This window comes from Leuconostoc citreum, from assembly GCF_007954785.1.
Classification (GTDB): domain Bacteria; phylum Bacillota; class Bacilli; order Lactobacillales; family Lactobacillaceae; genus Leuconostoc; species Leuconostoc citreum.
On sequence record NZ_CP042410.1, the window covers coordinates 1,617,530 to 1,629,215 of the forward strand.

14 protein-coding genes and 1 riboswitch are annotated in these 11,686 nt (G+C 36.2%); of the genes, 3 read left to right on the forward strand and 11 right to left on the reverse strand.

Annotated elements, in window-relative coordinates:
* Nucleotides 1-99 precede the first annotated feature (99 nt).
* Nucleotides 100-780 (forward strand): DUF6198 family protein, encoded by a 681-nt coding sequence (locus tag FGL72_RS07990; RefSeq protein ID WP_004902448.1) that lies wholly within the window; start codon nt 100-102, stop codon nt 778-780.
* A gap of 32 nt (nt 781-812) precedes the next feature.
* Here FGL72_RS07990 and FGL72_RS07995 read toward each other — a convergent pair whose 3' ends face one another.
* Nucleotides 813-1,304: a DUF805 domain-containing protein gene (locus FGL72_RS07995; protein ID WP_004906214.1), complete on the reverse strand. Its 492-nt coding sequence runs from the start codon at nt 1,302-1,304 to the stop codon at nt 813-815.
* Between the two features lie 92 nt (nt 1,305-1,396).
* Entirely contained in the window at nt 1,397-1,975 is a 579-nt protein-coding gene (locus FGL72_RS08000) for a folate family ECF transporter S component (RefSeq protein ID WP_085699411.1), read from the reverse strand.
* 40 nt (nt 1,976-2,015) lie between these two features.
* Nucleotides 2,016-2,122: riboswitch (THF riboswitch) on the reverse strand.
* Nucleotides 2,123-2,281: 159 nt separating this feature from the next.
* Between FGL72_RS08000 and FGL72_RS08005 the strand changes: the two genes are divergently transcribed.
* Together FGL72_RS08005 and FGL72_RS08010 are read left to right on the forward strand one after the other, a co-directional pair.
* Entirely contained in the window at nt 2,282-3,022 is a 741-nt protein-coding gene (locus FGL72_RS08005; RefSeq protein ID WP_085699413.1) for an NUDIX hydrolase, read from the forward strand.
* Nucleotides 3,023-3,090: 68 nt separating this feature from the next.
* A complete protein-coding gene (locus FGL72_RS08010) occupies nt 3,091-4,260 on the forward strand; it encodes an MFS transporter (RefSeq protein WP_085699415.1) in 1,170 nt (389 codons plus the stop codon).
* 102 nt (nt 4,261-4,362) lie between these two features.
* On the opposite strand, the gene FGL72_RS08015 is transcribed toward FGL72_RS08010, so the two are convergent.
* From FGL72_RS08015 to FGL72_RS09770, 9 genes are all read right to left on the reverse strand, one after another.
* On the reverse strand, nt 4,363-4,695 hold the full coding sequence (locus tag FGL72_RS08015; protein WP_004902438.1) for a DsrE family protein: 333 nt from the start codon (nt 4,693-4,695) through the stop codon (nt 4,363-4,365).
* An 854-nt stretch (nt 4,696-5,549) separates the two neighbouring features.
* Nucleotides 5,550-6,194, reverse strand: a complete 645-nt coding sequence (locus tag FGL72_RS08020; protein ID WP_004902432.1) for a hypothetical protein — start codon at nt 6,192-6,194, stop codon at nt 5,550-5,552.
* Between the two features lie 20 nt (nt 6,195-6,214).
* Nucleotides 6,215-6,763, reverse strand: coding sequence for a hypothetical protein (locus tag FGL72_RS08025; RefSeq protein WP_004902429.1), 549 nt, complete (start codon nt 6,761-6,763; stop codon nt 6,215-6,217).
* Between the two features lie 16 nt (nt 6,764-6,779).
* A complete protein-coding gene (locus FGL72_RS08030; protein ID WP_085699417.1) occupies nt 6,780-8,639 on the reverse strand; it encodes a hypothetical protein in 1,860 nt (619 codons plus the stop codon).
* A gap of 265 nt (nt 8,640-8,904) precedes the next feature.
* Entirely contained in the window at nt 8,905-10,026 is a 1,122-nt protein-coding gene (locus tag FGL72_RS08035; protein WP_139988491.1) for a site-specific integrase, read from the reverse strand.
* Nucleotides 10,027-10,145: 119 nt separating this feature from the next.
* A complete protein-coding gene (locus FGL72_RS08040; RefSeq protein ID WP_004908203.1) occupies nt 10,146-10,346 on the reverse strand; it encodes a MerR family transcriptional regulator in 201 nt (66 codons plus the stop codon).
* Entirely contained in the window at nt 10,347-10,751 is a 405-nt protein-coding gene (locus FGL72_RS08045; protein WP_004908204.1) for a hypothetical protein, read from the reverse strand.
* A 203-nt stretch (nt 10,752-10,954) separates the two neighbouring features.
* Nucleotides 10,955-11,311 carry a hypothetical protein gene (locus tag FGL72_RS08050; protein WP_146992911.1) on the reverse strand — a complete coding sequence of 119 codons (357 nt, stop codon included), beginning with the start codon at nt 11,309-11,311 and terminating at the stop codon, nt 10,955-10,957.
* 9 nt (nt 11,312-11,320) lie between these two features.
* Entirely contained in the window at nt 11,321-11,479 is a 159-nt protein-coding gene (locus tag FGL72_RS09770) for a hypothetical protein (protein WP_004908208.1), read from the reverse strand.
* Nucleotides 11,480-11,686: the final 207 nt, after the last annotated feature.

Consider the following 11,686-nt stretch of genomic DNA (forward strand, 5'->3'; position numbering starts at 1 on the left):
CCGTTTTGTGAAAAAGTAAACATAAATCGTTAAACAATTTTACCCTTGCTAACTGCCATTGGTATAAAATAAAACTATTAGTATTTACGGGAGACATATATGTATTACATTGATGGTCAATTTTATCAACTGGGATTAAAACAAAAAATAAGTTTTTTTATTGTTTCCCTCGTCATTAATTCCTTCGGTAATGGTTTAAGTGTTGCATCCGATATGGGATCTGCCCCTTGGACTGCTGGTGCTGCTAACTTAGCAAATCTAACTGGCTGGCAAATCGGAATTTTTCTAGCTCTTTTTGCCATAGCAGTTGCTTTTCTCAATATGTTTCTAGCCATGAATTTCAATTGGCCTAGACTACTGGGAAATGTGGCTTTTGGCCTATCATTTAGTTTTTTGGTTGGCTTGTTTTCTTCACTATTTATTAATTTAGGGATACATACCTTGCCATGGTGGTTACGTTTGCCGATTGATTTCTTTGCTATTTGGAATATAGGTGTTGCCATCTCAATTTATCAACGTGTGAACTGGGTTTTGCATCCCCTTGACGATTTGACAAACATTCTACGTTTTGATTACTTTCACGGCAATGCTTCAAAAGCACAGATGAGCAATTTCATAGTAGCTATTGCTATTTCCTTAATCACATTTTTATTTACACACCAGTTTGTTGCCCTTGGTATTGGTACAATTGTCTCGTTTCTTTTCCAAGGTCGTAATATTGCCTGGGCTGATAAATATATTTTTAAACACCTGGTTCATGGCGATGTTCGAGGCAATTAAAAAAGTGCTTGGGTATAAAACCAAGCACTTTTTTAAATATATGGGCTATTAAATTTTGTTTTAGCAAAGGTGAGCCATAACGAAAAAATAATACTGACACTTACAGGAATCCACCTGATTAAATTATAACTCGAACTCGCCTTATCAATATGAAAGATAATAACTAAGGCAGCGAAAGCAACATAACATCCCATTGGTATCAGCTGCCACCAACCAGAAAACCCAGCATCATGCAGACGACGTGTGTATAACGCTATATTGGGTATGAAGACAATCACTGCAATGATTGCGGAGACAACAATTAAAAATGACACCGTACCCATTAACGGTGAGCTCTCGGTTGCCACATTACCCCGCTTGCCAAAGAAAGTTCCTAATCCTGCAACCATAACAACAACACACATTAAGCATAAATAGATTACACCCCAAAACCATGTCACCCAATTAAAAGCACGCTGTGAACTGGTCCCCCGAAATGTGGCGTATCTTTTAAAAAAATCGACTAATGCTGCCCAAGCTGTCATATTAATCCCCCATAAAACTCAATTCGTTTTGTCCATTCTACCATTGGTTTATTTTGATAACAATAAAAAAACGGCGACAGCCGTTTCCAATATTATGACATAAATATCTTTTTTGTTGCTTGTTTTACAGCCCCATTATTAAGAACAGCGTAAGTAATCAAAACCTGAATTGGGAAAACAATGACGGATTTGACAAACCTTGGCCCTAACAGAGTCATAAAAGTAGTCATATTATGCACATGGGAATACATGATAAACAGCCACACTGTATTTAAAAAGATGTTAACAACAAGGGTTATTACCCCGACAACTAGGATAATACGCAGCCAACCAACATAATCTTGTTGATAATAACCTAATGCATAAACTAACGCACTAAAGACGGCTGATACCGTAAATCCGATAAAAAAGACACTCGTGGGGTTAACAATTGTAATATTAACGACATCTAATACCAACGCAATCAACATCGTCCACAAAGGCCCATACCATTTGGCGATAAGGGATATGGCAATAAACACAAAGCCCACTTTAATAACATTCGTACCAATCGTCAGCTTACCCAAGACTAAATCTAATCCCATCAGTAATGCTAAAACGACTAGTTGACGACTATCTAACTTCGGCAGGGCCCACTTATTGGTAATCCCTGATACTTTTTGAACAAACATTGTTCTGAACCTCCTATTGGAGTGTTCACCGCAAATATATTTTGGTGAATGTGACAGTTGCATCGCACGTTTTCAATATCGAAAACATTTCGTTGAAGGCCCACATTCCGTTTCCTTCACACTTAACGCACAACTATCTACCCCGTTTTATTTGTCTCTTGGACTCGTTTATTGTAGCACTTTTTAATCCGAACAATAGAAATAATTAATTCCCATTTCACGCAAACCAACTATTTACAACACACAAAATGTTAAAATATTGAGATAAGCTACACTACCAAAAGTTACATATCAAAGGCGGTAACCATGACAAACAATGCTATAGAAAAACCACGTATTACAATTACCAATGTCATTTGGTGTTATGATGCTGTCAACCAAGCCATTAAGCTATTGCTCATCAAACGTGCAGATACGCCGTTCCAAAATTTTTGGGCTCTGCCAGAAACCTGGCTGCGCGTAGATGAGAGCGCTCATGAGGCCACATTACGCTTAGTTAGAGAAAAGCTAGGGCTTGATTTACCCAATATTCACGCTGAGCAACTCGCAACATTCACTGAGCCAGACCGATCACCTGGTGAACGTGCGCTATCGTTAAGTTATATGACTTTTCTACCAGTCGAGCCTCTGCTAACACCTGGCCCAGGAGCAACAGACGCCCAATGGTTCACATTAAAAAAACACAAATCTGGTTTATTTCAGTTTAAGTATCGCGAGCTGTTATTTCGTACGCTGTTAGCTGATGACTATATCACACACAACGACCCGCAACACCGACTCGCGTTCGATCATAACTGGATACTCACTGTTGCTACGCAACGAATTGTGAACAAACTGGATTACCAGCCAACCATCTTGTTAATACTTGGACCCGCATTCACTTTAAAACAAGCCCGACAAGTCTTTGAAATTTTTGGCAAAAAAGAGCCTGATAACTCAAACTTTCTTAGAAACCATCAAAATATTTTGATTCCGGTAGGTTCAAGTAGTCAAAATAAGCCTGGTCGGCCAGCAAAAAAATATCAGTTGCTTATTGATTTATTATAGTGTATAGTTCTCCTTAATCAATAAAAGTAAAATTAACTTTTATTAGCATTGGAAGGAGAGATTTTGTCATGGACAAATCTAAACGTCTGCTACTTATCGTTGGCACAGCTTGGATGATTGATGCTCTGGACGTCGCTATACTGTCATTTATGATGCCACTCATCAAAACAGAATGGACATTAAATGAAACGCAACTCGGCTTAGTCGGTGCAATGACTTCATTTGGCATGTTGATTGGGGCATTACTTTGCGGTAAACTGTCTGATCGATTTGGTCGTAAGAAAATACTAATGGGGACACTTATTTTGTTTTCGCTTAGTAATTTGGCGCTCGTTTTTGCACCAAATGTCACTTGGTTCATGGCGATTCGTTTTATTACTGGTATAGGTCTCGGCGGTGAATTGCCTGTAGCTGCAGCACTAATTGCCGACCGCTATACTGGCACAAAACGTTCACAAATGCTCGTGCTGAGTGATAGTTTTTGGGCTTATGGCTGGATTTTAGCATCCCTAATTGCTTTCTTTGTCATCCCACACTTTGGTTGGCGAATTGCTGCACTACTTACAGTAGTATTGGCGTTGTACGTTTTCGTCTTACGAAAACATTTGCCCGATGATGCGATTATCCACAAGCAAAATACTGCTTCTTTCCGACAACTCTTCTCCCCAAAACACAAGTGGCCTTTAATTATGCTAAGTTTGGTTTGGTTCATTGTGATGTTGACCTATTATGGTATTTTCCTATGGTTACCTAGCGTGCTTGTTTTACGTGGTTTTTCAATTGTCCATTCGCTAGGCTACACACTTGCTATGAGTATCGCACAGCTACCCGGCTATTATTTAGCAGCGCATTTACTGGCTAAAATGAACCCTAAAAAACTACTCATCGGCTATCTTATGGGAACAATTTTAGCTAGCCTGATATTTGGATTGGCCAATAATGTTCCCATTATTTTAATTGCCGGCGCGGCATTATCATTCTTTGATTTAGGTGCTTGGGGCATCCTTATCGCCTTAACACCTAGCCTCTTCCCACACGCTATTCGCGGTACTGCAATGGGTTCAGCTCAAGCAGTTGGCCGCTTGGGTGCCGTGATTGGCCCATTCTTAGTCGGCTGGTTACTTGATATTAAAGTAGGTATTGGTGGCGTCTTTAGTCTATTTGTATGCTTATTGTTAATTGCCATTATCATTATGGCTTTCGGTATCAAAACTAGAGTCGACAATTTCGACAACTGATAACCACTTGCAGACTCATGCCCATAATAAAGAGGTCGCAATTAAAAAAGATCGTCAACATCATAATAGTTGATGATCTTTTTTTAATGTCATGCGACTGTGCTATGGCTTAATGTAGGCAAAGCCTTGATGTTGTTTGTTCACCAACTCTACAACGCCAGATGGTACGATACGACTCTCGGCTTGTACTTGTTTTGGTAGTATTTGTCGTTGCTGTAATGAATTGTTGCAAACCGCAACATCGATGCCTCGTCGATATAAGTCAGTTAAATTGATGTCGGCGTCTTGGCGTACCTGCGTAACCGCCTCACCATTAACCAACAATTCAATTATCCCGTCATCATGACTTTGCTGCCAATGTTCATATAAGTGTGACAGATTAGATAATACGGTTGGCCACTTGTTTGTTTCATCGATATGCACGATCACGTTCATTTTATTTTCCTACGCCTTTTTAAAGCAGTATAGCACTTATCCACGAAAATTGTTTAATACAAGTATGTGCTTTGGTTGTCGATGTTCTGTCATATGAAATGACTTTTCAGAGGTACTAATCTCACAACACAATACTTTCTAGCCTGCTTTTAGCAACTGGGTGAAAGTTTTTATTTGACTTATTAATTATAAATATTGGTCCTTCCAACAAAGAACTGATATAATCAACTTCTACTAGTGTCATTAATAACGTCTTGTGGTTTTCATTTTCAGATACTGTGCTCTCAACTATCGAATGGCTGTTGTATTTACGATTAAATCCTTAAGTGACAGTATAGTGTATACTTTCTTAAACTGACCTTTTTCCAACACTCTCTTAATGAATTTTTAAAAAGGTACATATGATGTCTATGACTGCTGAACGCATCAAACTATTACGTGAACAAAAAACTAACCCAACAAGAATTAGCGAATAAAATGAAATCCTTAAGAGTAACCATCGCTCGTCTAGAATCAAATCAAGTTGCCGAATCTCTTGCTTTGCTATCATAAGACTATTTCACTTCACAAACAGCTCAATCATAATATGAAAAAATCTATTCAAACAGCTGACTATAGCCAAGACTATTAGAAAGAAGTGACATTTGCTTATATCATATTTGACTCATTCTTCCAATACTTTATGGATATTAAAGAAACTATTTTCCAAAAAATAAACTTTACATTATTAATTATGATTTGATTTATTGTTAAATTTATTTTCAAAACGGTCATTATTTATTAAAGAAGAGATGACTGTAACATAAAATAAAAAGCAAATACTAATTTGCTAGTATTTGCCCTATAAAATAATATTATTTAGTCCAATCTGATGGAGTGAATAACAAATTCATAGTAAATTTAGGATTTATCGTAGCTGTTAATTTATCAGTAACAGTTCCGTTATAATTGAATGTTGCACTATTTGAATATGCGCCACTTGTGTCCTTAGCACTAAGCATTCCATTTTTGTTGGCTAACTGTGTTGATGTTGCGCTTGAAAAATCACTATTAATCGATCCACCAGTGATTAAATTGGTTGAAACATTCGACCCTGATGTATCAGTGGCAGTAACTTTTCTTGTGAAATTTGCATTCAATGAACTAATTGATGAAAGTGGTACAGAATCATTTTGTTTGAAGGAATTAACTTTAAAGCTTACTGGACGACCAGAATTGTTAGTAATATTATATGTGGGTGATACAATATTTTTGTCTGTTTGAGTGTTATAAAAAATTGTTGCAGTATCTAACGTTACGTTAATCCACTTATCTGAACCTTCTGGAATTGGTGCTACTGGGTCTGTGTTATCTGCACCCAAAGTGCCGTTTACAGTAACATCCGCATTATTAGTGCCATCTGATATTGTAGTGGCATTTACAACTGTTGTCCCTACAGTACTTACGCCTAGTATTGCAACAACACCACTTACAATAGTATTTCGTAATATTTTATTCATCTCATTCTCCTTCTATATTCTTAGTCCTGCACAACAATTTTTACAGCTGTTGATACCTGACCTTGGGCTTTTGAAGTTTTAGCATTATAAAGTTTGAAATTAGCTTTCCCAGTGTAATGACCAACTTTCAAAACTTTATCTAACTTGGCATTTTTGACTTCATAACCTGGTTTTATAGCTCCCGACGAATAAATAGTCATGCCACTATCTAAGTTAATTGTGACGGCAATGGGATAAGCATTATTTGCTGGATTCTCAATGTACATATCGCTGTACGCTGTTTTCTGATTGGCATTGATCTCAGGGTTAATAATCATTTGAAATTTACTCTTATTAACCGCTGATTGAGCAGAACGCGCTAACTGACTCTCATTCATCTTTGATGCATCTTTTTCAGAAGGCAAAAAATCACCAGCTATAATTTTTGTTTTCTTCGTTATTCTTTCTTGACTGTTTAAATAAACCAATGTTAGTCCACCAGCAATCATAAAAGCCATTAATAATAATAGTAAAAGCCAAATTAATCTACGCTTTTTCTGCTTATCTTGAGGCTCTTTATTGTTTTCCAAAACGTTTTTTACTCCTTTATTGTGTAAAGTTTAGTCTCATTATATAATTAATTACTGCCTTGTTTTTGCTACTAATTGCTCCCCCATATTGACCAATTAAATTAAACTTACTGCTTCCCTCAAAGGGCGAAACGTTAAATCTTGTTTTTTTGCCAGATTGGACAAAAGGCATTTCAATACCGTCGGTATTTTTCAACGCTAAGTACAAAGGATTTGGTTCTGTCGTTGTTGCTAAGTTTTCTACTAAATTAATATTGCTATCGCCACCTGATATAGCTGAAATTCCAAAGTCTGTATCAAAATTTGAATGGTTCACCACTTCATAACTACTGTTAGATGTAAACATATCGTTATTTAATGCCAAAAATGCCATATTTGTGGGAACCGTAATATTCAGTAGTGATTTAGGCACCTCAATAGACTTGGATATCCATTGAGATGAAGAACTACCAGTAGCTGATGTAACATTTATTTTTAAATAAACAACATAGTTTCCAGCATTTATCTGTGAAACTTGACCTGTATCATTTTCAAATATACCCTTATATAGAGCTGATTGTGAATTTTCTATAATAGATTGATTGTCTGAACTTGTAATATCTCCATCTATTTGTGAGTTCTTGTAAATTTTGTATTGTGTACTCACATAAGTATAAGGAACATTGACACCAAGACTATTAAATAAAATTTCACTAACTAGTGGATTATTATTAACATGGCTACTAATCACGGCTGTTGGAATAATTTTAGGATAATAAATTACTCTTTTAGTATTAGATGGAAATAAAGAATCTGTTAGGTTAAAAGCATTCGCAGAAGCATCCCGTGTTGTTTTATTCGAATTAACGTACGAATCGAGAGAGTATGCGGTCTGTGTTGTTGGTGTAATCTTTGGCGAGGAAGTAAAAATACCATTTGTGGAAGATGTATTTTCAAAACTAATTTTAGATGGGTCTGATGTAGTAAAGTTTGTATATAATCCGCTCGCTTGATTGCCAAATTTCCCGTTCCCAGTAGCATTGAATGAAGAATTTTTTGCCATGTTTATATTTGAGCCAACACTGTTTGTCATTGTAATGTCATAGGCAGTGTTTGTAATGTTTAACTGTGATGAATCTGCCATATCAATGCTCAATCTCTTACCATATGAAAACAAAGGTTTACTTGTTTGAATATTAACTTTAGCATTTTTCTGTAAAGTCATATTAAAATCATTTCCACTTGCGGAGTTCCATAGTAATGCAGTAGCATCATTAGTATTATGGATTATATTAGTTATACTGTCACTGCCAAATACTAAATTTGCGCCTTCCATAAATTCTTGCCCATAACTGCCAGGTATAGCTGAGAAGTTATTTGTCCCTGTCATTGTAACTATGGTTCCTGCATTATAATTGCATATCGGTTGAGCACCATTCTTTCCATAGTAAGTTACATCATGAATCGTCAAGTTAGCTTGGTAAGATGTGCCCAGTAATATGCCATAATACGTTTGTCCAAATGAATAGTCACTACTACCAAAAATTAAATTACTATAGGTTACATTATACCCATTCTTAGTCAGCAGATAGCCAGCAGTTCCAGTTGTATAGTTTGTACCAGTATAGTGCATAGAATAGCCATTACCATCAACGACAACATTGGATTGAATTTTGAAGGAATCATTTGCTGTATATGATATATTGTCTGTTAACTTTATATGTAGTGTCTCAGAAGAAGACAAGGTCGCGCCATTATTGAGAGCCGAGGTTAATTCCGATGAAGTACCTACTGTATAAGGGTTAGCAGCAGTTCCAGTTCCATTAGCACTCACAGAATATTGTATAAAACACGAAAATAAACAAAGCCAAATAAATAAAAGTATTTTTTTTATCAAATCTCCCCCTTCTTTCTTGTATATAAATTTTAAAATTTATTGATACAATAATTCTCTTTAATGCTGATTATAACAAACTTGTTATTAAAATGCTATTTTTATTAGCCTAACGATCGTTTGATATCTACTGACATTTTATTCCACAAAAAAACGCAGTATCAGATTTTAAAAATCTGATACTACGCTTAAATATTACTGGAGAAGAAGGGAGTTACTACACCCCTTATATATCAGCATTCATGGCGGTTTTTACTACTTTGTTTCCCTAAATATCTAACTTTGCCAATATGTTTCCAGTTTCATCACTGGCTCTCTTTGTAATATCGCTATAAACATCTAAAGTCATCGATACGTCTGCATGACCTAAATATGTCTGTACTTGCTTCACGCTTGCGCCTTGATCGAGTGCTAGTGTTGCCCATGTATGACGCAACTTGTGCATAGATAAACCAACCGCAACATTATACTTATCACTAACATCATGTAGCCACTTATTTGGTCTCATGACTTGCAACGTATTCCCATTATTGTTGAATACATAATCATCCCCACTTCTATGGTTACTGACTTCATACCAATCAGACATTACAACTAACATCTTATTATCAATTTTAAGGGTTCGCCTACTGGTTTGGCTCTTTGGTACTTTTATATAGGTACTACCATTTAAGCCACGCCCTAACGCTTGCATAATACTGATATAACCATTGTCAAAGTCTATATGTTGCCATTGCAAGGCGAGTAGTTCCTCGGTTCTCATCCCCGTGAATGCACCTAATCTAAGTAGCGTATAGGCTTGCTGATTAATGTATTTGTATTGGCTATCCAACACATCTACAAACGCCTTGAACTCGTCTACATCCATAAATTGCTTAGGCTTATGAATCTGCCTCCGTTCCTTTGGCATATCTATTTTGGTAAATGGGTCTACATCAATCATATCCATACGAACTGCAATATTTAATAATCGTCTGAAATAACCTGTTATCTTTCGATAATGCAATATTTTTCCTTGCATTGTGTTAATATATCGTTGTAAGTCCAATGGCTTAATATCAGTTACTAATATATCGCCCCACTCGGGGATGATATGGATGTTAAAAACGTTCATTGTTTTATTGAGCGTACTTTCTTCCACGGTATGCTGATAAGTACCTAGCCACATATCGTACAACTCTTTGACACTCATGATGTCGGGAGTTGTTTTTTTATTGTATTTGCTCTCGCCATTCTCAAATAACACACTCTCATTATTAAACCATTGTTGCGCTGTTCTTTTACTCTCAAAACCTCGCTTTTTAATTCTGATTTGCTGATTATCACTCATCAGGTAGCCGTCTACCTGCCACGTCTTGCCGTTCTTTGTATCTATTTGTTGTACTTTCATAATTTACCCTTACCAGCAAGTAAGCAATGATTTAGATAAAATAAAAAAGCATGTTCACACGCTTTCATTATTCCACACTGTTTTATTGTCTGGCTCATGCTTAATACTTTCTTAAACTCCTAATCATAGTAATGTCTCACGGCTTCATCTATTTCATCACGATCATAGCGTAACCCATGCGCTGTTGGATAGGCTTTGACTTTACCAGTTTTAACATACCGCTTGATGAAAGTATTATCCGCTACACTAATATATTGATGTGCTTGATTACGTTTAAGCCACTTTGGCCATAACTGGGGATGTTCTGTGTTTGAGGTCATCTAGTCTCCTTTCCACAATTCAAGTATCAATTTATTTACATAACGCTCAATGCCGTTAACATTGATGTACTTAACTGCCAATGCCAATGCTAACCTGCCTTTGTACACTAGGTGCATGCTCATTGACTGGGCTACATAAACATCAAAGCGTTTTGAATACTTGTTTGCATTCACATTAGCGGTTCTCTTACTAGCCATGGGGTGGGTTTCCTGATAGGCTCTAGTCTTATTGCCGTGCGTTGTATAGCTCAAAACATAGTTGATAGCTCTACGATTGGTTAGCTTTCGTCTGACCAACTCATCCATAACAAGGTTGAATACGTACACATAAAACATAGTGCTTTCTTTTTCTGCATAGGTTTTTTCTGGTCTCGGCAACCTATTCATATAATCTTGAATATCCATAAAAACTTCCTTACTAGTAAAAGCCAACCTCTACATTTTAATGTTCATAAGCTAAACTCTTGCAAACACTACATTTAAGACAGCCACACTGTACACCTTTTTATATTTTATTCATCAAAACAAACCTTAAAATACCTTTATAACAGTTTTTAAACGTGATTATTGCTATTTTAAAAGATGTCATTTTGTTCAGTTTTGTCTACCTATTCAACGCCCCTCAATTCCAGTTCGGCCTCAAATTTAACTTGGGCACTACGTGATTTTCGTTCTAATTGCTGATACTCTGCCCATATCTCTTGTAACTGCTCTTGTAACTGCTCTTGTGACGGTTCACGCTTAGTAAAATCACTAGCTTCAAATCGTTCAACGTTGTAACCAATCGTGTTCAACGTCAACTCAAGCATGTCTACTTTGTTTCTAGTGAGTTCTAACTGGTGTGCTGTCATAACGTCATGTGTTTCTTGATTATGATTAACTTGTTCAAGAAACTTGATGTGTCTACGTTGTTCAAAAATATAACCAATTAATGCTATAAATATAATTCCGATTAAATAATTCATTTCATCCCCTTAACGACTGCGCCATATTGTCACACTCAACTTTTCCAGTCCTTGCTTAATCGCTTCAATCTGACAAAATTCGCCAAAACTGATACTAATATCATCTGTCTTATTTTTCATTAAATCTTTGTAAGCCGTCATGCACTTATAATAAAAATCTGTATTCATAATTCCTCTTTTCTTTAGCAAATTGACTTTAAAATACTTTTAATTTACCTATGATTGACTTTGCTAAAACGCTGTATCTCTTGTGCCACAAACCTTACAGCTAAATAATTGACTTTCTCGACCTTTTCTCGAAGTCCTTATATATACGTATATATATTGTTTATTCTAGTAACTTCAATAAAAAGTCAATAACATCAATAACCTTTA

What these genes read in the sequence shown, in the direction of transcription:
- FGL72_RS07990 (WP_004902448.1), top strand. Translation starts at nt 100, where the DNA reads ATGTATTACATTGATGGTCAATTTTATCAACTGGGATTAAAACAAAAA.
- FGL72_RS07995 (WP_004906214.1), bottom strand. Translation starts at nt 1,304, where the DNA reads ATGACAGCTTGGGCAGCATTAGTCGATTTTTTTAAAAGATACGCCACA.
- FGL72_RS08000 (WP_085699411.1), bottom strand. Translation starts at nt 1,975, where the DNA reads ATGTTTGTTCAAAAAGTATCAGGGATTACCAATAAGTGGGCCCTGCCG.
- FGL72_RS08005 (WP_085699413.1), top strand. Translation starts at nt 2,282, where the DNA reads ATGACAAACAATGCTATAGAAAAACCACGTATTACAATTACCAATGTC.
- FGL72_RS08010 (WP_085699415.1), top strand. Translation starts at nt 3,091, where the DNA reads ATGGACAAATCTAAACGTCTGCTACTTATCGTTGGCACAGCTTGGATG.
- FGL72_RS08015 (WP_004902438.1), bottom strand. Translation starts at nt 4,695, where the DNA reads ATGAACGTGATCGTGCATATCGATGAAACAAACAAGTGGCCAACCGTA.
- FGL72_RS08020 (WP_004902432.1), bottom strand. Translation starts at nt 6,194, where the DNA reads ATGAATAAAATATTACGAAATACTATTGTAAGTGGTGTTGTTGCAATA.
- FGL72_RS08035 (WP_139988491.1), bottom strand. Translation starts at nt 10,026, where the DNA reads ATGAAAGTACAACAAATAGATACAAAGAACGGCAAGACGTGGCAGGTA.
- FGL72_RS08040 (WP_004908203.1), bottom strand. Translation starts at nt 10,346, where the DNA reads ATGACCTCAAACACAGAACATCCCCAGTTATGGCCAAAGTGGCTTAAA.
- FGL72_RS08045 (WP_004908204.1), bottom strand. Translation starts at nt 10,751, where the DNA reads ATGGATATTCAAGATTATATGAATAGGTTGCCGAGACCAGAAAAAACC.
- FGL72_RS08050 (WP_146992911.1), bottom strand. Translation starts at nt 11,311, where the DNA reads ATGAATTATTTAATCGGAATTATATTTATAGCATTAATTGGTTATATT.
- FGL72_RS09770 (WP_004908208.1), bottom strand. Translation starts at nt 11,479, where the DNA reads ATGAATACAGATTTTTATTATAAGTGCATGACGGCTTACAAAGATTTA.